This is a genomic window from Pseudorhodoferax soli (assembly GCF_003337555.1).
Lineage (GTDB): Bacteria > Pseudomonadota > Gammaproteobacteria > Burkholderiales > Burkholderiaceae_C > Pseudorhodoferax > Pseudorhodoferax soli.
The window spans coordinates 1,025,772-1,049,622 of the sequence record NZ_QPJK01000002.1 but is presented as its reverse complement, the minus strand read 5'-3'; the positions used below and the strand labels follow the sequence as shown (position 1 = coordinate 1,049,622).

At 65.4% G+C, this 23,851-nt stretch carries 35 protein-coding genes and 1 pseudogene; 27 read left to right on the top strand and 9 right to left on the bottom strand.

The features are described 5' to 3' along the window. From DES41_RS11705 to DES41_RS11645, 13 genes are all read left to right on the top strand, one after another. Positions 1-135: EF-Tu C-terminal domain-related protein (locus DES41_RS11705; RefSeq protein WP_484279570.1), on the top strand; the 135-nt coding region annotated here is incomplete at its 5' end. Between the two features lie 14 nt (positions 136-149). Then, on the top strand, positions 150-464 hold the full coding sequence (rpsJ, locus tag DES41_RS11700) for a 30S ribosomal protein S10 (protein WP_056901436.1): 315 nt from the start codon (positions 150-152) through the stop codon (positions 462-464). 161 nt (positions 465-625) lie between these two features. Continuing rightward, the gene (gene rplC / locus DES41_RS11695) at positions 626-1,300 is read left to right on the top strand and encodes a 50S ribosomal protein L3 (protein WP_114467766.1); all 675 of its coding nucleotides are present in this window, start codon (positions 626-628) and stop codon (positions 1,298-1,300) included. Then, entirely contained in the window at positions 1,300-1,923 is a 624-nt protein-coding gene (rplD, locus tag DES41_RS11690; protein WP_056667653.1) for a 50S ribosomal protein L4, read from the top strand. The genes rplC and rplD overlap by 1 nt, the downstream gene beginning before the upstream one ends. Further along, positions 1,920-2,243: a 50S ribosomal protein L23 gene (gene rplW / locus DES41_RS11685; RefSeq protein ID WP_114467765.1), complete on the top strand. Its 324-nt coding sequence runs from the start codon at positions 1,920-1,922 to the stop codon at positions 2,241-2,243. The genes rplD and rplW overlap by 4 nt, the downstream gene beginning before the upstream one ends. A gap of 1 nt (position 2,244) precedes the next feature. Then, positions 2,245-3,069, top strand: coding sequence for a 50S ribosomal protein L2 (gene rplB, locus DES41_RS11680; protein WP_114467764.1), 825 nt, complete (start codon positions 2,245-2,247; stop codon positions 3,067-3,069). Positions 3,070-3,079: 10 nt separating this feature from the next. Further along, on the top strand, positions 3,080-3,358 hold the full coding sequence (gene rpsS / locus DES41_RS11675; protein WP_013899633.1) for a 30S ribosomal protein S19: 279 nt from the start codon (positions 3,080-3,082) through the stop codon (positions 3,356-3,358). Between the two features lie 9 nt (positions 3,359-3,367). Beyond that, the gene (rplV, locus tag DES41_RS11670; RefSeq protein ID WP_056667645.1) at positions 3,368-3,697 is read left to right on the top strand and encodes a 50S ribosomal protein L22; all 330 of its coding nucleotides are present in this window, start codon (positions 3,368-3,370) and stop codon (positions 3,695-3,697) included. A gap of 15 nt (positions 3,698-3,712) precedes the next feature. Beyond that, positions 3,713-4,573: a 30S ribosomal protein S3 gene (gene rpsC, locus DES41_RS11665; RefSeq protein ID WP_114467763.1), complete on the top strand. Its 861-nt coding sequence runs from the start codon at positions 3,713-3,715 to the stop codon at positions 4,571-4,573. 2 nt (positions 4,574-4,575) lie between these two features. Continuing rightward, entirely contained in the window at positions 4,576-4,992 is a 417-nt protein-coding gene (gene rplP / locus DES41_RS11660; protein WP_056667638.1) for a 50S ribosomal protein L16, read from the top strand. A gap of 14 nt (positions 4,993-5,006) precedes the next feature. Beyond that, positions 5,007-5,228, top strand: coding sequence for a 50S ribosomal protein L29 (rpmC, locus tag DES41_RS11655; protein ID WP_369820949.1), 222 nt, complete (start codon positions 5,007-5,009; stop codon positions 5,226-5,228). Positions 5,229-5,239: 11 nt separating this feature from the next. Continuing rightward, positions 5,240-5,509 (top strand): 30S ribosomal protein S17, encoded by a 270-nt coding sequence (rpsQ, locus tag DES41_RS11650; protein WP_114467762.1) that lies wholly within the window; start codon positions 5,240-5,242, stop codon positions 5,507-5,509. A gap of 90 nt (positions 5,510-5,599) precedes the next feature. Next, positions 5,600-6,106 (top strand): peroxiredoxin, encoded by a 507-nt coding sequence (locus DES41_RS11645; RefSeq protein WP_114467761.1) that lies wholly within the window; start codon positions 5,600-5,602, stop codon positions 6,104-6,106. A 21-nt stretch (positions 6,107-6,127) separates the two neighbouring features. Here the strand turns inward: DES41_RS11645 and DES41_RS11640 are convergent, their stop codons facing one another. The 3 genes from DES41_RS11640 to DES41_RS11630 form a co-directional block, all read right to left on the bottom strand. Then, on the bottom strand, positions 6,128-6,610 hold the full coding sequence (locus DES41_RS11640) for a GNAT family N-acetyltransferase (RefSeq protein ID WP_211332948.1): 483 nt from the start codon (positions 6,608-6,610) through the stop codon (positions 6,128-6,130). An 85-nt stretch (positions 6,611-6,695) separates the two neighbouring features. Then, positions 6,696-7,196 carry a TlpA family protein disulfide reductase gene (locus DES41_RS11635; protein WP_114467760.1) on the bottom strand — a complete coding sequence of 167 codons (501 nt, stop codon included), beginning with the start codon at positions 7,194-7,196 and terminating at the stop codon, positions 6,696-6,698. A gap of 70 nt (positions 7,197-7,266) precedes the next feature. Continuing rightward, the gene (locus DES41_RS11630) at positions 7,267-8,412 is read right to left on the bottom strand and encodes a hypothetical protein (protein WP_147282835.1); all 1,146 of its coding nucleotides are present in this window, start codon (positions 8,410-8,412) and stop codon (positions 7,267-7,269) included. 59 nt (positions 8,413-8,471) lie between these two features. Here DES41_RS11630 and DES41_RS11625 point away from each other — a divergent pair, with 59 nt between their 5' ends. The 4 genes from DES41_RS11625 to ptsP are packed head-to-tail and all read left to right on the top strand — an operon-like array spanning position 8,472 to position 11,498. Next, the gene (locus DES41_RS11625) at positions 8,472-9,014 is read left to right on the top strand and encodes a hypothetical protein (protein WP_114467758.1); all 543 of its coding nucleotides are present in this window, start codon (positions 8,472-8,474) and stop codon (positions 9,012-9,014) included. Between the two features lie 10 nt (positions 9,015-9,024). Then, positions 9,025-9,468 (top strand): PTS sugar transporter subunit IIA, encoded by a 444-nt coding sequence (locus DES41_RS11620; protein WP_114467757.1) that lies wholly within the window; start codon positions 9,025-9,027, stop codon positions 9,466-9,468. Beyond that, positions 9,437-9,706, top strand: a complete 270-nt coding sequence (locus DES41_RS11615; RefSeq protein ID WP_114467756.1) for an HPr family phosphocarrier protein — start codon at positions 9,437-9,439, stop codon at positions 9,704-9,706. Before DES41_RS11620 ends, DES41_RS11615 begins: the two co-directional genes overlap by 32 nt. 22 nt (positions 9,707-9,728) lie before the next feature. Continuing rightward, positions 9,729-11,498: a phosphoenolpyruvate--protein phosphotransferase gene (gene ptsP / locus DES41_RS11610; protein ID WP_114467755.1), complete on the top strand. Its 1,770-nt coding sequence runs from the start codon at positions 9,729-9,731 to the stop codon at positions 11,496-11,498. A gap of 15 nt (positions 11,499-11,513) precedes the next feature. On the opposite strand, the gene lipA is transcribed toward ptsP, so the two are convergent. From lipA to DES41_RS11590, 4 genes are read right to left on the bottom strand one after another with little or no spacing between them, the layout of a single operon-like run. Continuing rightward, positions 11,514-12,500 carry a lipoyl synthase gene (lipA, locus tag DES41_RS11605; protein WP_114467852.1) on the bottom strand — a complete coding sequence of 329 codons (987 nt, stop codon included), beginning with the start codon at positions 12,498-12,500 and terminating at the stop codon, positions 11,514-11,516. 5 nt (positions 12,501-12,505) lie between these two features. Next, complete coding sequence (lipB, locus tag DES41_RS11600) at positions 12,506-13,177, bottom strand: lipoyl(octanoyl) transferase LipB (RefSeq protein ID WP_114467851.1); 672 nt, start codon at positions 13,175-13,177, stop codon at positions 12,506-12,508. A 13-nt stretch (positions 13,178-13,190) separates the two neighbouring features. After that, complete coding sequence (locus DES41_RS11595) at positions 13,191-13,487, bottom strand: YbeD family protein (RefSeq protein WP_114467754.1); 297 nt, start codon at positions 13,485-13,487, stop codon at positions 13,191-13,193. 11 nt (positions 13,488-13,498) lie between these two features. Continuing rightward, positions 13,499-14,368 carry an aminotransferase class IV gene (locus DES41_RS11590; RefSeq protein WP_114467753.1) on the bottom strand — a complete coding sequence of 290 codons (870 nt, stop codon included), beginning with the start codon at positions 14,366-14,368 and terminating at the stop codon, positions 13,499-13,501. Between the two features lie 209 nt (positions 14,369-14,577). Here DES41_RS11590 and DES41_RS11585 point away from each other — a divergent pair, with 209 nt between their 5' ends. The 10 genes and pseudogenes from DES41_RS11585 to DES41_RS11540 all read left to right on the top strand — a co-directional run. Continuing rightward, positions 14,578-15,030, top strand: a complete 453-nt coding sequence (locus DES41_RS11585) for an ATP synthase subunit I (protein ID WP_245965655.1) — start codon at positions 14,578-14,580, stop codon at positions 15,028-15,030. Between the two features lie 2 nt (positions 15,031-15,032). Continuing rightward, complete coding sequence (gene atpB / locus DES41_RS11580; RefSeq protein WP_114467751.1) at positions 15,033-15,911, top strand: F0F1 ATP synthase subunit A; 879 nt, start codon at positions 15,033-15,035, stop codon at positions 15,909-15,911. A gap of 59 nt (positions 15,912-15,970) precedes the next feature. Then, complete coding sequence (gene atpE, locus DES41_RS11575) at positions 15,971-16,231, top strand: F0F1 ATP synthase subunit C (RefSeq protein WP_056667590.1); 261 nt, start codon at positions 15,971-15,973, stop codon at positions 16,229-16,231. 42 nt (positions 16,232-16,273) lie between these two features. Continuing rightward, on the top strand, positions 16,274-16,744 hold the full coding sequence (locus DES41_RS11570; protein ID WP_056901418.1) for a F0F1 ATP synthase subunit B: 471 nt from the start codon (positions 16,274-16,276) through the stop codon (positions 16,742-16,744). Between the two features lie 7 nt (positions 16,745-16,751). Beyond that, positions 16,752-17,282: a F0F1 ATP synthase subunit delta gene (locus DES41_RS11565; protein ID WP_114467750.1), complete on the top strand. Its 531-nt coding sequence runs from the start codon at positions 16,752-16,754 to the stop codon at positions 17,280-17,282. A gap of 45 nt (positions 17,283-17,327) precedes the next feature. Further along, positions 17,328-18,881 carry a F0F1 ATP synthase subunit alpha gene (gene atpA, locus DES41_RS11560; RefSeq protein WP_114467749.1) on the top strand — a complete coding sequence of 518 codons (1,554 nt, stop codon included), beginning with the start codon at positions 17,328-17,330 and terminating at the stop codon, positions 18,879-18,881. Positions 18,882-18,904: 23 nt separating this feature from the next. After that, entirely contained in the window at positions 18,905-19,786 is an 882-nt protein-coding gene (gene atpG, locus DES41_RS11555) for a F0F1 ATP synthase subunit gamma (protein ID WP_114467748.1), read from the top strand. 33 nt (positions 19,787-19,819) lie between these two features. Beyond that, the gene (atpD, locus tag DES41_RS11550) at positions 19,820-21,226 is read left to right on the top strand and encodes a F0F1 ATP synthase subunit beta (RefSeq protein WP_114467747.1); all 1,407 of its coding nucleotides are present in this window, start codon (positions 19,820-19,822) and stop codon (positions 21,224-21,226) included. 20 nt (positions 21,227-21,246) lie between these two features. Then, a complete protein-coding gene (locus DES41_RS11545; RefSeq protein ID WP_056667572.1) occupies positions 21,247-21,666 on the top strand; it encodes a F0F1 ATP synthase subunit epsilon in 420 nt (139 codons plus the stop codon). Positions 21,667-21,930: 264 nt separating this feature from the next. Next, a pseudogene (locus DES41_RS11540) lies at positions 21,931-22,377 on the top strand (SGNH hydrolase domain-containing protein); the annotation flags it as partial. A gap of 7 nt (positions 22,378-22,384) precedes the next feature. On the opposite strand, the gene DES41_RS11535 reads toward DES41_RS11540, so the two are convergent. Beyond that, positions 22,385-22,903 (bottom strand): TPM domain-containing protein, encoded by a 519-nt coding sequence (locus tag DES41_RS11535; protein WP_114467745.1) that lies wholly within the window; start codon positions 22,901-22,903, stop codon positions 22,385-22,387. Between the two features lie 14 nt (positions 22,904-22,917). Next, complete coding sequence (locus DES41_RS11530) at positions 22,918-23,850, bottom strand: TPM domain-containing protein (RefSeq protein WP_425466350.1); 933 nt, start codon at positions 23,848-23,850, stop codon at positions 22,918-22,920. Position 23,851 lies beyond the last annotated feature (1 nt).

The following is a 23,851-nucleotide window of genomic DNA, read 5'->3' as shown; positions in this document are numbered from 1 at the left end:
GTCATGCCTGGCGACAACGTGTCGATCACCGTCAAGCTGATCAACCCGATCGCCATGGAAGAAGGCCTGCGCTTCGCCATCCGCGAAGGCGGCAAAACCGTCGGCGCTGGCGTGGTCGCCAAGATCATCGAGTGAGCGGAGCGAGCACCATGAGCAACAAGCAAAAGATCCGCATCCGCCTGAAGGCGTTCGATTACAAGCTGATCGACCAGTCCGCAGCCGAGATCGTCGACACCGCCAAGCGCACCGGCGCCATCGTCAAGGGTCCTGTGCCCCTGCCGACGCGCATGAAGCGTTTCGACATCCTGCGTTCGCCGCACGTCAACAAGACGAGCCGCGACCAGTTCGAGATCCGCACGCACCAGCGCCTGATGGACATCGTCGACCCGACCGACAAGACCGTCGACGCACTGATGAAGCTGGACCTGCCGGCTGGCGTGGACGTCGAAATCAAGCTGCAATAAACGCGGCCTGATCGATCCCTGTAGCCCGGAGTTGCCGATTCGGCAGCTCCGGGCTATAATTTTTGGCTCCGCCCGTTTTGGGTGGGGAATCATCAACCATCTTCCACAACACAACACGCCGGCCAATTGCAGTCGGGGTGGTGGAAGTCACGGAGAAAACAATGAGTCAAAGCAACTCCCTCGGGTTGCTGGGGCGCAAGGTTGGGATGATGCGTTTGTTCACCGACGACGGCGATGCAGTGCCCGTCACGGTGGTCGACGTGTCCAACAACCGCGTGACCCAGGTCAAGACCCAAGAGAACGACGGCTACGTCGCCCTGCAAGTGACGTTCGGCGCACGCCGTGCCTCGCGCGTGACCAAGCCGCAAGCCGGCCACCTTGCCAAGGCAGGCGTGGAAGCCGGTGAAATCATCCAGGAATTCCGCGTGACGGCCGATGCCGCTGCGAAGTTCGCAGCCGGCGCAACCTTGCCCGTCGCTGAGCTCTTCGCCGTGGGCCAGAAGGTGGACGTGCAAGGCACGACCATCGGCAAGGGCTTCACCGGCACCATCAAGCGTCACCATTTCGGTTCGCAGCGCGCGTCGCACGGTAACAGCCGTTCGCACAACGTGCCGGGCTCGATCTCCATGGCGCAGGATCCGGGCCGCGTGTTCCCGGGCAAGAAGATGTCGGGCCACCTCGGCGACGACACCGTCACCACCCAAAACCTCGACGTCATCCGCGTCGACGAAGCCCGTCAGCTGCTGATGATCCGTGGCGCCGTGCCCGGCTCCAAGGGCGGTTTCGTCACGGTGCGTCCGGCCATCAAGGCCAAGACTGAAAAGGGAGCGAACTGATGCAGCTCGAACTCCTGAACGACCAAGGCCAGGCCGCGTCCAAGGTGGATGTGCCCGACACCGTGTTCGGTCGTGACTACAACGAAGATCTGGTGCACCAGATCGTGGTGGCCTACCGCGCCAATGCCCGCCAGGGCACGCGTGCGCAGAAGGACCGCGAGCAGGTCAAGCACTCGACCAAGAAGCCTTTCAAGCAAAAGGGTACGGGTCGCGCACGTGCTGGTATGACGTCCTCGCCGCTGTGGCGCGGGGGCGGTCGGATCTTCCCGAACATGCCGGACGAGAACTTCACCCAGAAGATCAACAAGAAGATGTACCGCGCCGGCATGGCGTCCATCTTCTCGCAGCTGGCCCGCGAAGGCCGCCTGGCTGTCGTTGAATCGCTGACGGTGGATTCGCCCAAGACGAAGGCCCTGGCCACGCGCCTGAAGGCCTTGAACCTGGCCTCTTCGGTCATGGTCATCGCCGACGAAGTCGACGAGAACCTGTACCTGGCCTCCCGCAACCTGGCCAACGTGCTGGTTGTCGAGCCGCGCTACGCCGACCCTGTGTCGCTGGTGCATTACAAGAAGGTCCTGGTGACGAAGGCCGCCATGGACAAACTCAAGGAGATGTTCGCATGAGCTCCTCCAAGACGACTCAATTCGACGAAGGCCGTCTGATGCAGGTGCTGGTTGCGCCTGTCGTCTCCGAGAAGGCCACCATGGTCGCCGAGAAGTCCAACGCAGTCACCTTCAAGGTGCTGCAGGACGCGACCAAGCATGAGATCAAGGCCGCAGTGCAACTGCTGTTCAAGGTCGAGGTCAAGGGCGTGTCCGTGGTGAACACCAAGGGCAAGGCCAAGCGCTTCGGCAAGTCCATGGGCCGCCGGGACAACGTGCGCAAGGCGTACGTCACCCTGCAGCCGGGCCAGGAACTCCAACTGACTGGGGAGGCTGCATAACATGGCCGTCATCAAGATGAAGCCCACCTCGCCAGGCCGTCGCGGCATGGTGAAGGTGACGCGTGACCACCTGCACAAGGGTGGCGCGCACGCGCCCCTGCTGGAACCGCAATTCCAGAAGGCTGGGCGCAACAACAACGGCCACATCACGACCCGTCACAAGGGTGGTGGCCACAAGCACCACTACCGCGTGGTGGACTTCGTGCGCAACAAGGATGGCATCCCGGCCAAGGTCGAACGCGTCGAGTACGACCCGAACCGTTCCGCCCACATCGCGCTGGTGTGCTACGCCGACGGCGAGCGCCGCTACATCATTGCCCCGCGCGGTGTTGAAGTCGGTGCAACGCTGCTGTCGGGCGCCGAAGCGCCGATCCGCGCTGGCAACACGCTGCCGATCCGCAACATCCCCGTCGGTTCGACGATCCACTGCATCGAGCTGCAGCCGGGCAAGGGTGCGCAGATCGCGCGTTCCGCCGGTGCTTCGGCCACGCTGTTGGCCCGCGAATCCGCTTACGCCCAGGTGCGTATGCGTTCGGGCGAAGTGCGCAAGATCCACATCGAGTGCCGCGCCACGATTGGCGAAGTCGCCAACGAAGAGCACAGCCTGCGCCGTCTGGGCAAGGCCGGTGCCACCCGCTGGCAAGGTATCCGTCCGACCGTTCGTGGCGTCGTCATGAACCCGGTGGACCACCCGCACGGTGGTGGTGAAGGCAAGACCGGTGAAGGTCGCCATCCTGTCGACCCATGGGGCAACCTGACCAAGGGCTACCGCACCCGCAACAACAAGCGCACGCAGGTCATGATCGTGTCGCGTCGCAAGAAGTAAGGGATAGCACATGACCCGCTCTCTCAAGAAAGGTCCCTTCGTGGACCATCACCTGGTGGCCAAGGCCGACAAGGCCGTTACCACCAAGGACAAGAAGCCGATCAAGACCTGGTCGCGTCGCTCGATGATCCTGCCCGAGTTCATCGGCCTGACCATCGCCGTGCACAACGGCAAGCAGCACGTTCCGGTCTACATCACCGACCAGATGGTCGGTCACAAGCTGGGCGAGTTCGCACTGACCCGTACGTTCAAGGGTCACCCTGCGGACAAGAAAGTCCAGAAGAAGTAAGGAATGACCATGGAAACACGTGCAGTCCTGCGGGGTGTCCGTCTGTCGGTCGACAAGGGTCGTCTGGTGGCGGACCTGATCCGCGGCAAGAAGGTGGACCAGGCGTTGAACACGCTGCAATTCACGCAGAAGAAGGCCGCTGTCATCATCAAGAAGGTGCTGGAGTCCGCGATCGCGAACGCCGAGCACAACGACGGTGCCGACATCGACGAGCTCAAGGTCAAGACGATCTATGTCGAGCAAGGTGCAACGCTCAAGCGTTTCACTGCGCGCGCCAAGGGCCGTGGCAACCGCATCAGCAAGCCGACGTGCCATGTGTACGTGACGGTTGGCAACTAAGAAGTCTGGAAAGCTATGGGACAGAAAATCCATCCGACCGGCTTCCGCCTTGCGGTGAGCCGCAACTGGTCCAGCCGTTGGTACGCCAGCAACAATGACTTCGCCGGCATGCTGGCCGAAGACATCAAGGTGCGCGAGTACCTGAAGAAGAAGCTGAAGAACGCGTCCGTGTCGCGCGTGCTGATCGAACGCCCCGCCAAGAACGCCCGCATCACGATCTTCTCGGCACGTCCGGGCGTCGTGATCGGCAAGAAGGGCGAGGACATCGAGAACCTCAAGCGCGAACTGGCCAAGCAGCTGGGCGTGCCGGTGGCAGTCAACATCGAAGAAGTGCGCAAGCCCGAGATCGATGCCAAGCTGATCGCCGACAGCATCACCCAGCAGCTGGAAAAGCGCATCATGTTCCGCCGCGCCATGAAGCGCGCGATGCAGAACGCGATGCGTCTGGGCGCCCAGGGCATCAAGATCATGTCCGCCGGTCGTCTGAACGGCATCGAAATCGCCCGTACCGAGTGGTACCGCGAAGGCCGTGTGCCCCTGCACACGCTGCGCGCGGACATCGACTACGGCGTCTCCGAAGCCAAGACCACCTACGGCGTCATCGGCGTCAAGGTCTGGGTCTATAAGGGTGACACCCTGGGCCGTGGCGATGCACCCGCAGTGCAGGAGCCGCGTGCCGAGGAAGAGCGTCGTCCGCGTGGTCCGCGCCGCGATGGCCGCCCGGGTGACCGTCCGGCCAACCGCGGCCCGCGCCGCGATGGTGCTGGCGACCGCCCCAACGAAACCGCAGGCGCAAATGCGCCGAAATCTACCGTTCAGCGCGTCCGCAAGGTAGCCGCGCCGGCAGCTCCCGCTGCCGACGGTAAAGGAGAGTAATCATGTTGCAACCCGCTCGTCGCAAATACCGCAAAGAGCAAAAGGGCCGTAACACGGGCATCGCCACGCGCGGTAGCTCGGTCGCCTTTGGCGACTTCGGCCTGAAGTGCACCGACCGTGGCCGCCTGACGGCACGCCAGATCGAGTCGGCCCGTCGTGCGATTTCCCGCCACGTCAAGCGTGGTGGCCGCATCTGGATCCGCGTGTTCCCGGACAAGCCCATCTCGCAGAAGCCCGCCGAAGTCCGGATGGGTAACGGCAAGGGCAACCCCGAGTACTACGTCGCCGAGATCCAGCCCGGCAAGATCGTGTTCGAAATCGTCGGTGTTCCCGAAGAGCTCGCCCGCGAAGCGTTCCGCCTGGCTGCCGCCAAGCTGCCGCTGCGCACGACCTTCGTGACGCGCATGATTGGCCAATGAGCGAGGAAACCTGAATGTCCAAAATCACGGAATCCCGCAAGAACCTGCAAGCCAAAGACGCAGCCGGCCTCGAAGCCGAAGTCAAGGCACTGCAGAAGGCCCATTTCGGTCTGCGCATGCAAAAGGGCACGCAGCAGCTGAACAACACCTCGACGCTGCGCAGCACGCGTCGTGAGATCGCGCGTGCCAAGACCATCCTGGCCCAGAAGCGCAGCGCCGATGCGGCCGCCAAGTAAGGAGTAGCACCATGACGGAAGCCAAACCCTCCCTCAAGCGCACCCTGATCGGCAAGGTCGTCAGCGACAAGCGCGCCAAGACGGTGACGGTGCTGATCGAGCGCCGCGTCAAGCACGAGCTCTACGGCAAGATCGTGGGCAAGTCCAGCAAGTACCACGCTCATGACGAGAAGAGCGAATACAAGATGGGCGACACCATCGAGATCACCGAAAGCCGGCCGATCTCCAAGACCAAGACCTGGGTTGCGACCCGTCTGGTCCAGAAGGCCCCCGAGCTGTGATGGCTTGCCGGTGATCCCGGCAAAGCGACCTTTGAAAACGGCCCACAATGTGGGCCGTTTTTGTTTTTCAACCCCCAGAGGAGAACGCACATGATCAAAGTCGGCGACAGCCTGCCCACCGCCACGCTGATGGAGTATTCCGAGGTCGAAGGCGAGGGCTGCAGCATCGGCCCGAACCCGGTCGACGTGGCCAAGGCCAGCGCAGGCAAGACGATTGCGCTCTTCGCACTGCCCGGCGCCTTCACGCCGACCTGCTCGGCCAAGCACGTGCCGGGCTATGTCGAGAACCAGGCTGCCCTGCAGGCCGCCGGTGTGGACGAGATCTGGTGCGTGAGCGTGAACGATGCCTTCGTGATGGGTGCCTGGGCGCGCGACCAGAAGACGGCCGGCAAGGTCCGCATGCTGGCCGATGGCAGTGCCGATTTCGCCAAGGCCACCGGTCTGACGCTCGATCTGACGGCGCGCGGCATGGGCTTGCGCAGCAACCGTTATTCCATGCTCGTGAAAGACGGCAAGGTCGCAGCGTTGAACGTGGAAGCGCCGGGCAAGTTCGAGGTCAGCGACGCGGCCACGCTGCTCAAGCAAGCCCAGGGCTGATGCCCCCAGAGCCGGGCTCGCTCAGAGCTCGGCCTTGAGGTAGTGCGCGCCCGCGATCGGGTTGTGGTAGTAGGGCGGCACTTCCTCGAAGCCCAATTCCTCGTACAGCGCGCGCGCGGCTTCCATGTCGTCCAGGGTGTCGAGCAGCACGCAGCCATAGCCGGCGCGGCGCCCCGCGTCCAGGGCCTGCTCGGCCAGTTGCCGGCCCAGGCCAAAACCGCGGAAGGCCTTGCGCACGTACAGGCGCTTCATCTCGCAGGCGTTGGCGTAGTCCGTGTCGTCCAGCGGTCGCAATGCGCAGCAACCGGCCACGGCGTCGTCAACCAGCGCCAGCAGCAACGCGCCGCGCGGGGGGGCATAGTCGCCTGGCAGCGCGGCGAGCTCGGCGTCGAACTGCTGGAATTGGAGATCCACGCCGAGGCTGGCAGCGTACTCCGAGAAGATTTCACGTGTCGCGTCCAGCAGCGCAGGGTCGTCGGGCTGGATGATGCTGATCCTTGGCATCGGCAGGCGGGCAGGCGAGGGCACGGCCCAGTGTAGCGACTCGTGCCGCGCGCCCCAACCCGGGATCCTTCCGGGTGGCGGGCTTTCAGGCTTCGGCCAGCAGCTTCTCGATCAGGCGGTGCAGCTCGGCGAAGTCCGGCTCGCCCACGTAGCGCTTGACGATTTCACCCCGCTTGTTGACGACGAAGGTGGTGGGCGTCAGCTGGATGTCGCCCCAGGCCTTGGCCACGCTGCCGGTGTTGTCGATGGCCACGCGGAAGGGCAGCTTGCGCGTTTCGGCGAAGTTCACGACATAGCTTGGCGGGTCGTATTGCATGGCGACCGCCAACGTGTCGTAGCCTTGCGAACTGTACTTGTCGTGGGTGGCGATGATGCGCGGCATCTCGGCCACGCAGGTCACGCAGCTGGTGGCCCAGAAGTTGACCAGCGTGACGCGGCCCTTCATGGCCTGCGTGTCCACCGTGCTGCCATCCAGCAGCACATACCTGGCATCCGGCGCCGGCGTAGAGGCCACCATCGCGTGGTAGCCAAATGCGCCGGCAGCCAGCAGGGCAGCGACGGCGGCGAAGGAGTAGAGCTTTTTCATGGCGGTGAAAGGCGGGCGGACCGAAGGAGCGACTCGGCAAAGGCAGAAAAGTTCTGCGGGCAAGCGCGTTTCAGCGCCCATGTGCATGTGCACGTGACAGGCCGTACAGCAGCGTGCTGGCCAATTGGCTGCGCAGATTGTGCAGCGTCAGGCTGTCTTCCCGCATCCACTGGGTCAGCGAGGCGCTGGCCGCATCCTGTGCGATCTCGATCCAGGGGACGTCGGGCGCCGCCGCCTGGAGTTCTTGCTGCAGGCGCTGCGTCGCGGCATCGATGTTGCGCGCGTCCACCAGCACGAGATCGGCCCGGGTCTGCGCGAACTGGCGCTGTGCCGCAGTGCCGGTCGCAACCCAGTCGACCAGGGCGCCGAGGCTTTCGCAGACATGCTCGACCTCCAGGCGCACGACCTCGTGCCGCGTGATCAGCAGCACGCGTTGGTGCTGCAGCGGCACGGCCGCGCTGCCGACCAACGAGTCCTGGCTGGTCAGCAAGTCTCCGGGCATCGGGTCGGCCGCCACCTCATGGAGCTGCAACAGGCCCAGGGTGAGCACCGTTTCGTCGCCGTCGTCCTGGCACGCGAGCCGGGTGCCCGTCGCGCGCGCCAGCGTCTCCAGCACATGCCAGGACAGATGCTGGCGCGTGTCCCGGGCAGTGGGGGCGGCGCCGCCGGCATGCAGGCGAAGGCGCAGCAGCGCGATCGCCATGTCGCCCGATGCATCGAGCGAGACCGTGAGCCGGTGGTCGGGTCGGATGCACCAGGCGATGGCAGCATCGATCAGCCCTTGCAGCAGTTCGGCGTCGATGGCGACCCAGGCGGGCGAAGCGCTTTGCTGGCGCACCTGCACGCGGTGGTGCTGCAGGCTGGGCATGTGCCGCGCCAACGCCTGCGATATGAGGATGTCCAGGCGTTGCGCCTCGCCAATGGGAGCGCGCCGCGGCTCGGCCAGGGTCGCCAGCTGCCGGCTTTGCTGCGCAACCTGCAGCCCGTCTTCGACCGCGGCACCGAGCCGCTGCAGCTGGACGCGGGAAATTTTGCCGCTGCGCAGGAACTCCTGGACGATGGCGTGCGCCTCTTCCATTGGTGGGCCGAGTGCGTCTCCGATCGCGGCGGCCAAGCCGGCATGGGCGCGCGCCGCTCCCGCCGCCGTCGCTGGCGGGTGCGGCGGCAGGGGCGGCGTGCCGGGCATTGCCGGATCGGAGTCTGCGTCGTGGGTCATGGGGAGCCATCCAGTTTAATGGGCCGAACGCCCGGTGCACGCCCTCGATAATCCGCACCATGATCCGCATCCGCCCCTGGTCCTTGGCACTGCTGGCGGCCATGCTGCTGGCCTGCAGCCCCGCGCTGAATTGGCGGGAGGTCCGCATCGACGGCATGCCTCTGCGCCTGTTGCTGCCCTGCAAGCCGGACCGCGCGGAGCGCGCGGTCGCGATGGGCGGGCGCCAGCTCCCGCTGCGCATGCTGGGCTGCGACGCCGATGGGGCCACGTTCGCGGTCTCGCATGTGCAGGCGCCCATGGCCGCAGGGATGGACGTGGCGGCGCTGCTGGCGGGCTGGAAGGCCGCCGTGCTGGCCCATGTGCAGGCCAGCGCCGTGGTGGAGCAGGTTTGGGTCCCGGCTGGCGTGGGTACCTCTGGTCCGGCGCTGCACTTGCGCGCCGAGGGGCGCAGGGCCGATGGCGCTGCCATTGCCATGCAAGCGGTGTGGTTCGCCACGGCCGATGCGGCGGGCCTGCACCTCGTGCATGGCGTTGTCTTCACGCCGCAGCTGCGCCAGGACGTGGCGGAGAGCTTTTTCTCCAGCTTCGCGCCGGCACCATAATCCCGCAGTCATGACCGGCATCCTGATCGTCGCCCATGCGCCACTGGCGCACGCATTGCGCCAGTGCGCACTGCACGTATTCCCCGACTGCGAGCGTGGCGTGCAGGCGCTGGATGTGCAGCCCCATGTGTCTCCCGACGAGACCTTCGGCGCGGCCCGCATCGCCATGGCACAGATGGGCAATGCACCCGTCCTCGTGCTGACCGACGTGTTCGGCGCCACGCCCTGCAACGTGGCCCAGCGGCTGGTCGATGGCGTGCGCAGCAAATTGGTGGCGGGCGTCAACCTCCCCATGCTTCTGCGCACGGTGAGCTACCGGCACGAGCCTCTGGAGGCGCTCGTCTCGCGTGCCCTGGTGGGCGGCACGCAAGGGGTCATGCAGGTGGCGATCACGGCGCCGCAGAACCAGGCAAGGAAGAGGAATGATCAAAGCCACCACGAGCATCAACAATAAGCTCGGGCTGCACGCCCGCGCGTCTGCAAAGCTGACCAAGCTGGCGGGCAGCTTCCCGTGCGAAGTCTGGATCGCCAAGGGCGAGCGGCGCGTGAACGCCAAGAGCATCATGGGCGTCATGATGCTGGCCGCCGGCCTGGGCAGCACCGTGGTGATCGACACGGAAGGGCCGCAGGAGCAGGAGGCGATGGATGCGGTGCTGGCGCTGATCGCCGACAAGTTCGGCGAGGCCGAGTGATCGCGGCGATGCGGGGCCTGCGGTGACCTTCTCCCTGCATGGCCTTCCGGTGGCGCGTGGCGTGGCGATCGGCCGCGCAGTGCTGATGGCGTCCAGCCGCGTCGAGGTGGCGCACTACTTCATCGAACCCGAGCGCATCGCCGGCGAGATCGACCGGCTGCGTGCCGGGCGCAATGCCGTCGTCGACGAACTGCACCGGCTGCAGCTGAGCGTGGCCCAGATGGGGCCGAACGACGCCCCGCACGAGCTCTCGGCCATGCTGGACGTGCACCTCATGCTGCTGCAGGACGAGGCGCTGACCAGCGGCGTCAAGCACTGGATCACCGACCGCCTGTACAACGCCGAGTGGGCGCTGACCACGCAGCTGGAGATCATCGCGCGCCAGTTCGACGAGATGGAGGACGAGTACCTGCGCGAGCGCAAGGCCGACCTCGAGCAGGTGGTCGAGCGGATCCTTCGCTACATGAAGGGCGTGGCTTCGCCCGTGGCACCGCCGACGGCCCCGCGCCGCAAGACCCAGCAGGACCTGCTGCTGGACGACACCGTCGACGTGCCGCTGGTGCTGATCGCGCACGATCTCTCGCCGGCCGACATGTTGCAGTTCAAGCAGAGCGTGTTCGCCGGTTTCGTGACCGATGTGGGGGGCAAGACCTCGCACACGGCCATCGTGGCGCGCAGCATGGACATTCCGGCCGTGGTCGGCGCACGCACGGCCAGCCAGCTGGTGCGTCAGGACGACTGGGTCATCATCGACGGCGATGCCGGCGTGGTCATCGTCGATCCCTCGGCCATCATCCTGGCCGAGTACGGGTTCAAGCAGCGCCAGGGTGAACTGGAGCGCGAGCGCCTGGCGCGGCTGCGTCACACGCCGGCTGTCACGCTGGACGGCGAGCGCATTGAACTGCTGGCCAACATCGAAATGCCCGAGGACGCGCCAGGCGCCTTCAAGGGCGGGGCCGCCGGGGTGGGCCTGTTCCGCAGCGAGTTCCTGTTCATGGGCCGCCAGGGGCACCTGCCCGACGAGGAAGAGCAGTACCAGGCCTACCGCCGCGCCGTGCTGGGCATGGAGGGCTTGCCGGTCACGATCCGCACTGTGGACATCGGGGCCGACAAACCGCTCGACCGTTCGCCCAAGGACGAGGCGCACCTGAACCCGGCGCTGGGCTTGCGCGCCATCCGCTGGAGCCTCGCCGATCCTGCCATGTTCCGCACCCAGCTGCGGGCCATCCTGCGCGCCGCCGTGCATGGCCCGGTGCACTTGCTGATTCCCATGCTGGCACACGGCAGCGAGATCCGGCAGACCCTGTCACTGATCGACTTCGCGCGCGCCGAATTGGACAACCGGGGCCAGGCCCACGGCCAGGTGCAACTGGGCGCCATGATCGAGGTGCCCGCGGCGGCGTTGACGGTTCGGATGTTCCTGAAGTACTTCGACTTCCTGTCGATCGGTACCAACGACCTGATCCAGTACACCCTGGCCATCGACCGCGCGGACGAATCGGTGGCCCACCTGTACGACCCCGTGCATCCCGCCGTTCTGCGGTTGCTGGCCGACACAATCGCGGAATGCCGTGCGCAGGGCAAGGGCGTGAGCGTCTGCGGCGAGATGGCCGGGGACGTGCAGTTCACGCGGCTGCTGCTGGGTCTGGGCCTGCGCAGCTTCTCCATGCACCCGGCGCAGATCCTGGCCGTCAAGCAGGAGGTGCTGCGCGCCGACGCCGGCAAGCTGGCGGGTTGGGCGCAGCAGGTGCTCGCGGCAGACGAGCCGGCCGCGCTGCTGGCGAGGGGCTGAGCCGCCTCGCCGCTCTCAGTGGGCGGCCAGCACGTGGCCGGCCTGCTGGTCGGCGTGGTAGCTGGAGCGCACCATGGCGCCCACAGCCGCATGGCTGAAGCCCATCTTGTACGCCTCTTCCTCGAACATCTTGAAGGTGTCCGGGTGCACGTAGCGGCGCACCGGCAGGTGGCTGTTGCTGGGCGCGAGGTACTGGCCGATGGTCAGCATGTCGATGTCGTGCGCGCGCATGTCGCGCATGACCTGCAGGATCTCTTCGTCCGTCTCGCCCAGGCCGACCATGATGCCGCTCTTGGTCGGCACGCTGGGATGCAGGGCCTTGAACTTCTTCAGCAGGTTCAGGCTGAACTGGTAGTCGCTGCCGGGGCGGGCCTGCTTGTACAGGCGCGGCGCGGTCTCCAGGTTGTGGTTCATCACGTCCGGGGGCGCGGCTTTGAGAATCTCCAGCGCACGGTCGTCGCGGCCACGGAAGTCAGGCACCAGGATTTCGATCTGCGTCGTCGGCGACAGCGCGCGTGTCTGGCGGATGCACTCGACGAAATGGCCGCTGCCACCGTCGCGCAGATCGTCGCGGTCGACGCTGGTGATCACCACGTACTTGAGCATGAGCTTGGCAATGGTGCGCGCGAGGTTCAGCGGCTCATCTGCATCCAGCGGATCAGGGCGGCCGTGGCCGACGTCGCAGAACGGGCAGCGCCGGGTGCACTTGTCGCCCATGATCATGAAGGTCGCCGTGCCTTTGCCGAAGCATTCCCCGATGTTGGGGCAGGAGGCTTCCTCACAGACCGTGTGCAGGTTGCTCTCGCGCAGGATCTGCTTGATTTCGTAGAAGCGCGTGGTCGGCGAACCGGCCTTGACGCGGATCCAATCGGGCTTCTTGAGCGTCTCGGCCTGTTCGACCTTGACCGGGATGCGCGAGAGCTTGGCCGCGGCCTTCTGCTTGGCGGATGCGTTATAGCTGGCGGCGTCTTGCGCGTCGCGGACGACTTCGGTGCTGCTCATGGTGGTCATGGCGCGAGGTGGGTGACGAGCTTGTCGCTCAGCACGGACGCCGCTTCGTTCCAGGTGATGGGGAGGCCGATTGTAGAAAGGTCCACCGTCTGCAGCCCGGCATAGCCGCAAGGGTTGATGCGGCCGAAGGGCTCCAGGTCCATCGCCACATTGAGCGCGACACCGTGGTAAGTGCAATGCCGGCTGACCTTGATGCCCAGCGCGGCGATCTTTCCGAGGCCGGTGAAGCGCGGCTCCTCGCCCTCAGGTGTTGCTTCGAGCCGGGCGTGGCCGAATGGATCGTCCAGCCGCACATAGATGCCAGGCGCGCCACGCACGCGGTGGCCGGTCACGCCGAAATGGCCCAGCGTGCGCAGCACGGCCTCCTCGATGCGGTGCACGTACTCCTTGACGTAGTAGCCGGCGCGCTGCAGGTCGATCAGCGGATAGGCCACGACCTGGCCGGGCCCGTGGTAGGTGGCCTGGCCGCCGCGGTTGGTGGCCAGCACCGGGATGTCACCCGGCAGCAGCAGGTGCTCTGGCTTGCCGGCCAGGCCCTGGGTGAACACCGGGGGGTGCTCGCAGACCCAGAGTGCGTCGGGCGTGTCGGCGCTGCGTGCGGCCGTGAAGGCCTGCATTTCGGCGCAGACCGCCGCGCAGTCCGTGCGGCCACGCTGTTCGATGCGGATCGCGGACACCTGCCTACAGCACCACCTTGACCATCGGATGCGTGCTGAGCGTGCGGTAGAGCTCGTCGAGTTGCTCGCGCGAGGTGGCCGTCACCGTGACCGTCACGCCCAGGTAGTTGCCGCCCTTGCTCTCGCGCAACTCCACCGTGCTGGCATCGAAGGCGGGATCGAACTGGCGCGCGATGGTGGTCACGGCGTGCACGAAGCCTTCGGCCTTGGTGCCCATGACCTTGATCGGAAAAGGCGAGGGATAGTCGATCAGCGATTCCTTGCGCGCCTCGGGTTGCGGGGTGTCTGGGCTTTCGTTCATGGCTTGGATTCCTATTCGGCGCGGGCCTTGGCCTGCTGGTAGAGCGCGTACAACTGGGTGTAGATGGGGCCGGGCCGGCCGTTGCCAACGGGGTGGCCGTCCAGCTGCGTGACGGGCAGCACTTCCTTGCTGGCCGAAGACAACAGCACCTCGTCTGCGGAGAACACCTCGTCCCGCGTGATCGCACGCAACGAGAACGCGATGCCGGCTTCGTTGCACAGCTGCTCGATCACGCCGTAGCGGATGCCGCGCAGCACCAGCTCGTCGGGGGTCACGCCGCTGAGCCGGCCCTGTTGCACGGTCCAAACATTGCTGGCCGAAGCTTCGCTGAGCAGGCCGTCGCGGAACATCACAGTCTCCGTCGCACCGACCTGCGCGCTGATCTGGCGTGCCAGCACCGCGCCCAGCAGGCTCGTGCTCTTGATGTGGGCCTTCTTCCAGCGGAAGTCCTCGGCTGTCACGCAGGCCACGCCGGCCGCGCGGGCCGCATCGGGCACCGGTTTCATCGGGTTGAGCATCGCGAACACCGTCGGCGTGAGGCCGTCGGGGATGGTGTGCTCGCGCATGGCAACGCCGCGCGTCACCTGCAGGTACAAGGACTGCCGCGGCGCGGCCGGGCAGGCGGCCAGCAGCTGCTCGGCGATGCTGCGCCAGGCGGCTTCGCCGTGCGGGTTGGGGATGCCGATCTCGTCCAGCGAGCGCGCCAGACGCGCCATGTGCGAAGAGAAGCCGAACAGCCGCCCGCCATAGACCGGAATCACCTCGTAGATGCCGTCGCCGAAGATGAAGCCGCGGTCGAGCACGCTGATCTTGGCACTGCGCAAAGGCAGCAACGCGCCATCGAGATGGCACAGCGTTTCGGGGAGTGCGGCGGAGGTCATGGAAGCGCAAATGCAACGCCGTAAGCGTGAAGCTTTCGAGCGTCAGGGGTTTCTACGTATAATAAGTGGCTTTGCGAAATTCTCGGGGGAGAGGCTTCACAAGCTGCAGCAGATGGCGCTCAGGCGCTGCCCGTCTCGCAGCCCGGAAGCACGCGTGACAGGAGCACGAGGAGCCATAACAAATGACATACCAAGCTCCTGTGTCCGAGATGGACGCTGAAGTCGCAGATTTCAAGCCCTTGACCGCCGAAGAGGCGCAGCGCTTGCGCGACGCAAATCCCGTGCTCTCGCCCTGGTGGGTGATTGCGGCCCAAGTGGGCGTGGGTCTGCTCGTGGCAATGCTGGCGCTGCTGTGGGTGCGCGAGTGGTCGGCCGCTTGGTCCGCCTTGTATGGCGCGCTGGCGATCGCCCTGCCTGCGACCTTGTTCGTGCGGGCCATGCAGCGCTCGCCCGCGAATTCGCAGGCAGCGATGTTGCGGTTTGCGGTCTGGGAGATGGTCAAGCTGGGCCTGAGCGTGTTGATGCTCGGGTTGGCGTGGTGGTTGATCGCAGACCTGCATTGGCTGGCCATGCTGGCCGGTGTGGTGGCTGCACTGAAGATGTATTGGCTGGCCCTTGTGGCTCGGCCGAAGTTGTTGAAAACGGAACTGAAGAGACCTTGAAGATGGCCGCTGAAGGACACGCACCGACCGCAAGTGAGTACATCGTCCACCACTTGCAGCACTGGCAAGTGGATTGGGCTCTCAATCCCGTGAAGCAGACGGCCATCGTCGACTTCAACGTCATCAACCTGGATTCCGTTCTCTACTCGCTGCTGCTGGGTGTGATCGGCTGCTTCGTGATGTGGCTGGCCGCACGCAAGGTGTCGTCGGGTGTGCCGGGTCGCTTCCAGGCCGCTGTCGAGATCTTGGTCGAGATGGTCGACAACCAGGCCAAGGCCAACATCCACAACGCACAGAGCCGCAAGTTCATCGCGCCGCTGGCACTGACCGTGTTCGTCTGGATCTTCCTGATGAACGCGATGGACATGCTGCCGGTCGACCTGCTGCCGAGCGCCTGGACCCATGTCTACGGCGCCCTGGGCCACGATCCGCACCACGCTTACATGCGCGTCGTGCCGACGGCCGACCTCTCGACGACGCTGGGCCTGTCCACCTCCGTGTTGTTCCTGTGCTTCCTGTACAGCATCAAGATCAAGGGCCTGGGCGGCTGGGGCCACGAACTCATCACTGCTCCTTTCGGCGCCCACCCCGTGCTGTGGCCCATCAACCTGCTGATGCAGGCCATCGAATATCTTGCCAAGACCGTCTCGCATGGCATGCGGTTGTTCGGCAACATGTATGCAGGCGAACTGGTGTTCATGTTGATCGCCCTGATGGGTGGCGCCATGGCCTTCAGCTTCTCCGGCATGGCACTCACGGTGGGTCACGTGGTCGCTGGCTTCATCTGGGCGGTGTTCCACATCCTCGTGATCACGCTGCAGGCTTTCATCTTCATGATGCTGACGCTCATCTATCTGGGCCAGGCGCATGAGGCTCATTGAGCCCGCGGTTTAAATCTCGTTTCTTTTCTCTTGCCTTTTCATTTATCTAAGGAGTCATCATGGCAAACGTTCTCGGTCTCGTCGCTCTGGCTTGTGGTTTGATCGTCGGTCTCGGCGCGATCGGTGCTTCCATCGGTATCGCTCTGATGGGTGGCAAGTTCCTGGAGTCTTCGGCACGCCAGCCTGAGCTCATGAACGACCTGCAAACCAAGATGTTCATCTTGGCCGGTCTGATCGACGCGGCCTTCCTGATCGGCGTGGCCATCGCCCTGCTGTTCGCTTTCGCCAACCCCTTCATTGCTGCACTGCCCGCCGCCTGATCCCGCGTTCGACGCCCCGCCTAGAAGTAGAGGAGTGTTGACGTGAGTATCAACGCAACCCTGTTCGTTCAGGCCGTCGTCTTCCTGCTGCTGGTGCTGTTCACGATGAAGTTCGTGTGGCCGCCCATTGCGAAGGCGCTGGATGAACGGGCACAGAAAGTCGCAGCCGGCCTGGCGGCCGCTGAAAAGGCCAAGGCCGAACTCAGCTCCGCCAACCAGCGTGTCGAACAGGAACTGGCAGCCTCGCGCAACGAGACCGCCGGCCGCCTGGCAGACGCCGAGCGCCGTGCTCAGCAGATCATCGACGAGGCCAAGAGCCGCGCAACGGAAGAGGCCGCCAAGATCGTGGCCGCCGCGCGCGACGAGGCCGAGCACCAGACCGTGCGTGCACGCGAGGCCCTGCGCGAGCAGGTTGCCGTGCTGGCCGTCAAGGGTGCCGAGCAGATCCTGCGCAAGGAAGTCAACGCCGGCGTGCATGCAGATCTGCTGCAGCGCCTGAAGACGGAGCTCTGAGGACGCCATGGCCGAACTCGCGACCATTGCGCGTCCTTATGCAGAGGCCTTGTTCAAGGCCAGCGCGTCCGATCTGAGCGGCGCACAGGCCTGGCTGGACCAGTTGGCGGCGGTTGCCGCCCAGCCGGAACTGCTGCAAGTCGCTGCCAACCCCAAGGTCACGCCTGCCCAGGTGTTCGACCTGATCGCCGGCCTGGTGCCGCAGGGCCTGCCCGAATCGGGCAAGAACTTCCTGCGCGTGCTGATCGACAACGATCGCCTGGCTGCTCTGCCCGAAGCGGCGGTGCAGTTCCGGTCGTTGAAGAACGCCGCCACGGGCGCGTCCGACGCGGTGGTCTACAGCGCCTTTCCGATCGATGCGCAGGCGCTGCAGGAAGTCTCGGCCACGCTGGAGCAACGCTTCGGCCGCAAGCTGACGACCCGGGTCGAGATCGATCCGGCGCTGATCGGCGGCATCCGTGCCGTGGTCGGCGACGAGGTGCTCGACACCTCGGTCAAGGCCCGCCTGGAACAGATGAAAGCGGCGCTCACCGCTTGAAGCGGTCGGCGACGGTGTCTCCCAATATTGAATAAGGAAAGAGTCATGCAGCTCAATCCCGCAGAAATTTCCGAACTGATCAAGAGCCGCATCGAAGGTCTCGGCGTCAGCGCCGACATCCGCAACCAGGGCACCGTGGTCTCCGTGACCGACGGCATCGTGCGCGTGCACGGCCTGTCGGACGTGATGCAGGGTGAAATGCTGGAATTCCCCGCCACCCCCAGTGGCGCGCAGACCTTCGGTCTGGCCCTGAACCTGGAGCGCGACTCCGTCGGCGCGGTGATTCTGGGCGAGTACGAGCACATTTCCGAAGGCGACACCGTCAAGTGCACCGGCCGCATTCTGGAAGTGCCGGTCGGCCCCGAGCTGATCGGCCGCGTGGTCAACGCGCTGGGCCAGCCGATCGACGGCAAAGGTCCCGTCAACGCCAAGCTGACGGACGTGATCGAGAAGGTCGCTCCCGGCGTGATCGCCCGCAAGTCGGTCGACCAGCCGATGCAGACGGGCCTCAAGTCCATCGACTCCATGGTGCCCGTCGGCCGCGGCCAGCGTGAGCTGATCATCGGCGACCGCCAGACCGGCAAGACCGCCGTGGCGATCGACGCGATCATCAACCAGAAGGGTCAGAACATGACCTGCGTCTACGTTGCGATCGGCCAGAAGGCTTCGTCGATCAAGAACGTGGTGCGCGCACTGGAGCAGGCCGGCGCGATGGACTACACCATCGTCGTGGCCGCGTCGGCCTCCGAATCCGCTGCCATGCAGTACCTGTCGGCCTACTCCGGCTGCACGATGGGCGAGTACTTCCGCGACCGCGGCGAAGATGCGCTGATCGTCTATGACGACCTGTCCAAGCAAGCCGTGGCCTACCGCCAGGTCTCGCTGCTGCTGCGCCGCCCGCCAGGCCGCGAAGCCTATCCGGGCGACGTGTTCTATCTCCACAGCCGTCTGCTCGAGCGCGCTGCCCGCGTGAACGCCGACTACGTGGAAGCCTTCACCAAGGGTGCCGTCAAGGGCAAGACCGGTTCGCTGACGGCCCTGCCGATCATCGAAACGCAGGCTGGCGACGTGTCCGCCTTCGTGCCGACCAACGTGATCTCGATCACCGATGGCCAGATCTTCCTGGAAACCAGCCTGTTCAACGCCGGCATCCGTCCCGCCATCAACGCCGGTATCTCGGTGTCGCGCGTTGGTTCGTCGGCCCAGACCAAGATCATCAAGAACCAGTCCGGCGGTATCCGTACCGACCTGGCCCAGTACCGTGAACTGGCTGCGTTCGCGCAGTTCGCTTCCGACCTGGACGAGGCCACCCGCAAGCAGCTGGACCGCGGTGCCCGTGTGACCGAGCTGCTCAAGCAGGCCCAGTACGCGCCGCTGCCGATCAGCCTGATGGGCGCCACGCTGTTCGCCGTGAACAAGGGTTTCATGGATGACATCGAGGTCAAGAAGGTGCTGCCGTTCGAGCATGGACTGCACGCCTACCTGAAGGACAAGAACGCCGCGCTGCTGGCCAAGCTGGAGTCGACGAAGGCCCTGGACAAGGACGCAGAAGCCGAGTTGTCGGCCGCCATCGGCGCGTTCAAGAAGTCCTTTGCCTGATCACCTAAGCAAAGGAGTCTTGCATGGCTGCTGGTAAAGAGATTCGCGGCAAGATCAAGTCGGTCGAGAACACCAAGAAGATCACCAAGGCCATGGAAATGGTCTCGGTGTCCAAGATGCGCAAGGCCCAGGAACGGATGCGCGCTGCGCGCCCGTACGCCACCAAGATCCGCGACATCGCGGCCCACCTTGGTGAGGCGAATCCGGAGTACACGCACGCCTTCATGAAGACGAACGAAGCCAAGGACGTTGGCTTCATCGTCGTGACGACCGACAAGGGCCTGTGCGGTGGCTTGAACACCAACCTGCTGCGTCTGTTGACGGGCAAGCTGCGCGATGTGCAAACCGCAGGCGGCACGCCGCTGACGGTGGCTATCGGCGGCAAGGGCCTGGGTTTCCTGAACCGGATGAACGCCAAGGTCGTCTCGCATGTGACGCACCTGGGCGACACGCCGCACCTGGACAAGCTGATCGGCCCCGTCAAGGTGCTGCTCGATGCGTACGCCGAAGGCAAGCTCGGCGCGGTCTACCTTTGCTACACCCGCTTCATCAACACGATGAAGCAGGAGTCGGTGATCGAGCCGCTGCTGCCGCTGTCCAACGCGAAGATCCGTGACGAGGCCAAGGCCGGAGCCACGGGCACGCACAGCTGGGATTACATCTACGAGCCCGACGCGCAGTCCGTCATCGACGAATTGCTGGTCCGCTACGTGGAGGCGCTGGTCTACCAGGCCGTGGCCGAGAACATGGCGTCGGAGCAGTCCGCGCGCATGGTGGCCATGAAGTCCGCGACCGACAACGCCGGCAACGTGATTGCCGAGCTCAAGCTGGTCTACAACAAGTCGCGTCAGGCGGCGATCACGAAGGAACTCTCCGAGATCGTCGCGGGTGCTGCTGCGGTCTGACGTCCGCCCGATTCAAAATTTTTGGAGCAAACAATGGCTCAAGCACAAGGCAAGATTGTTCAATGTATCGGCGCTGTGGTGGACGTCGAGTTCCCGCGCGACCAGATGCCCAAGGTCTACGACGCGCTCAAAATGGAAGGTTCGGCGCTGACGCTGGAAGTCCAGCAGCAGCTGGGTGACGGCGTGGTGCGCACCATTGCATTGGGTTCGTCCGACGGCCTGCGCCGCGGTTCCGTCGTGTTCAACACCGGCGCTTCCATCATGGTGCCGGTCGGCAAGGCCACGCTGGGCCGCATCATGGACGTGCTGGGCAGCCCCATCGACGAGCGTGGTCCGGTCGACCAGGCCCTGACGGCGTCGATCCACCGCAAGGCCCCCGCTTATGACGAGCTCTCGCCATCGCAGGAATTGCTGGAAACCGGCATCAAGGTGATCGACCTGGTGTGCCCGTTCGCCAAGGGCGGCAAGGTCGGCCTGTTCGGCGGCGCCGGCGTGGGCAAGACCGTGAACATGATGGAACTCATCAACAACATCGCCAAGGCCCACAGCGGTCTGTCGGTGTTCGCTGGTGTGGGCGAGCGGACCCGCGAGGGCAACGACTTCTACCACGAGATGGCCGACTCCGGCGTCGTGAACCTGGAGAACCTGGAAGAGTCCAAGGTGGCCATGGTCTACGGCCAGATGAACGAGCCCCCGGGCAACCGTCTGCGCGTGGCCCTGACCGGCCTGACCATCGCCGAGTCGTTCCGCGACGAAGGCAAGGACGTGCTGTTCTTCGTGGACAACATCTACCGTTACACGCTGGCCGGTACCGAAGTGTCTGCTCTGCTGGGCCGCATGCCTTCCGCCGTGGGCTACCAGCCGACGCTGGCCGAGGAAATGGGCCGCCTGCAAGAGCGCATCACCTCGACCAAGGTGGGCTCCATCACGTCGATCCAGGCCGTGTACGTGCCGGCGGATGACTTGACCGACCCATCTCCCGCCACGACATTTGCCCACTTGGATTCGACCGTCGTGCTGTCGCGTGACATCGCCTCGCTGGGCATCTACCCAGCCGTGGACCCGCTGGACTCCACCAGCCGCCAGCTGGACCCGCTGGTCGTGGGCCAGGACCACTACGAGACGGCCCGTTCGGTGCAAGGCACGCTCCAGCGCTACAAGGAACTGCGCGACATCATCGCGATCCTGGGCATGGACGAACTGGCACCGGAAGACAAGCTGGCCGTCGCCCGTGCCCGCAAGATCCAGCGTTTCCTGTCGCAGCCCTTCCATGTGGCCGAAGTGTTCACGGGCTCGCCTGGCAAGTACGTGCCGCTGGCCGAAACCATCCGTGGTTTCAAGATGATCACGGCTGGCGAATGCGACCACCTGCCCGAGCAGGCCTTCTACATGGTCGGCACCATCGACGAGGCCTTCGAAAAGGCCAAGAAGATCGCCTGACCGGCGTTGGAAGGAACCCCATGGCAACGACATTCCAAGTTGACGTCGTCAGTGCCGAGGAGTCCATCTTCTCGGGTGAGGCCCGCTTCGTGGCTTTGCCTGGCGAGGCCGGCGAGCTCGGCATCTTCCCGCGGCACGTGCCGCTGATCACGCGCATCAAGCCCGGCTCGGTGCGCATCGAGCGTCCCGACGGCAGCGAAGAGTTCATCTTCGTGGCTGGCGGCATTCTCGAAGTGCAGCCCAACGCGGTCACCGTGCTGTCCGACACCGCCATCCGCGGCAAGGACCTGGACGACGAGAAGGCCAACGCGGCCAAGGCTGCGGCCGAGGAAGCGCTGCGCAACGCCAAGGGCGAGCTGGACATCGCCAAGGCGCAGTCCGAGCTGGCCGTGATGGCCGCTCAGATCGCTGCACTGCGCAAGTACCGCCAGAAGAAGTAATCTTGCGCTGCAATGCGCAGACGCCGGGGCCGCTCTTGTCGTGGCCTTGCCAAGAGATGCCACCGCGAGGTGGCATTTTTTTTGGGCACTTGGGGTGCGCTTTTCTCCGCGTCCTTCCGGGCGCGGAGAGCGGCGTTCATGACGGCAGCTACCAAGCCCGCGGACACCTGCGTCACGTGACCGTGCGCTGCCTGCCATGGCGGTCCAGGCAAGCATGTAGACCACGGCCGAGACAGAGTCGTTCCCGCCAACCGACCTGCACCGCGCGACGTCCGGCAGACCCCCGTTTTCCAGGAAGCCGACAAGATCGTGTCCACGCTCCAGGAGGCCGGCCTGCTGGTAGTCATCGATGCGCCGAAACCGATCTTCAAATCGCCCGCCTTCCGTTGCTCTGATTGGTTCAACGCGCGCAATCCGATCTGCGCCGGCGGCTTCGTCATCGAGCGCGATTTTCTCGAGCAGCGCCGCCGGCCGGTCATGAATGCGCTGGCAGAGCTCAAGACCCTGCATCCTGAGCTTGCCGTCTGGGACCCTTTCCCGGTGCTGTGCCCTGAGACGGTTTGCTCCGCCTTTGACGGACCGCTGCCGATGTTTCTGGATGGCGACCACCTGAGCGGTCACGGCAACCGCGTTCTGTTCCCATCGTTCCTGGCCATGCTGGAGTCTGCCGCCCAGCATCTGCCGCCCCGCGCTTCCGCCAAGGCCATTTGAACTGCCGCTACCTGATGTCGATGCGGTTCGGCAACGCATTGGCGCCGCCGGCGCCATCCCTTGCCGGAAAGTGTTGCACCAGGACCGCCGAGACTTCTTCCAGCGCCGTGGTCAAACCGTCCTCGTACTGGCCCGCGCGCAGGGCATTGCGCAGTTGCTCGACCACCTGGTGCCAGCGCTGTGCATCCACATGCCGGTTCAGCCCACGGTCGGCCACGAGCTCGATGGCGTGCTCGGCCAGCAACAGGTAGATCAGCACGCCGTTGTTGTGCTCGGTGTCCCACACACGCAGCTTGCCGAACATCGCCACCGCACGCTCACGCGCCGTAGCGTCGCGCAGCAGGTAGCTGGCGGGCAGGGCGGCCTCCACGCAAATGCAGACTTCCCCGGTGTGGCGCTGTTCACTGGCGGCAATCCGGCGCTCCAGCCGTTCCAGCGCAGCGCGGGGTAAAGCCTGGTGCGCATCGCCAACGTCGATCCAACGGTGGGTCAGAAAGCGCTGCACCCGGCTCCAGATTCCTGCCATGCGCGTACCGCTCCTCACCAATCGCCTGAGGCACCACCGCCCCCGAAATCACCGCCACCGCCCGAACTGAAGCCGCCGCCCCCGCCGCCGCCACTTCCGCCGGACCAGCCGCCGCCGAAGCCTCCTGCGCCGCCCGCCCAGCCGCCGGTGCCAGGGCCGATGCGGCCACGCCGTTGCGGCGTGCCGCCGCGCATGAGCGGGCCCAGCCCGGCCACCAGCGCAACAACGAAGGCCAGCAGCCCGGCCGCCGCGGCCAGCCACAGTGCGGTGTGCAGCACCAGACCTGCGAAAGCGCCGACGCCGATGCCGGTGGCTGCCGCGCCCAGACGCCGCCCCAGCATGCTGCGCAGGACGCCTGCGGCCACCGGAACGGCGAAGAACAGCACGAACAGCAGCGGCGTGACGGCGTCTTCGTCCAGTCCATCCCCGGCTGAAGGGCTGGGGGCCGGCAGGTTCTCTCCGCGGATGCGGGCGTCCAACTGCGCCACGCCGGCCAGCAGCGCGCCCGCGTAGTCGTTCTGCCGCAGCCGCGGCGTGATGGCCTCGTCGATGATCTGCTTGGCGGCGAGATCGGGAATGGCGCCTTCCAGGGTTTTGGCCACTTCAATGCGCAGCCGCCGATCGTTCTTGGCGACAAGCAGCAGCACACCGTCGCCGATATCGCGCCGGCCGATCTTCCAGGCGTTGGCCACGCGGTTGGCGTAGGACGCGATGTCCTCGGGTGCCGTCGTCGCCACCAGCAGCACGACCACCTGCGCGCCGCGCTCCTGTTCCAGCCGGGCCAGGGCCTGTTCCACTTGCGAAAGCTGGGCCGCGTCCAGCGTGCCGGTGGTGTCCACCACGGGCGCTGTGAGCGCCGGCACGGGCTGCACCGGCTGGGCCTGCAGCGTGGCCTGCGCCAGCAGCAGCGCCGCCCACAGACCGATCCGTGCGAGCCAGGCGCGCAAG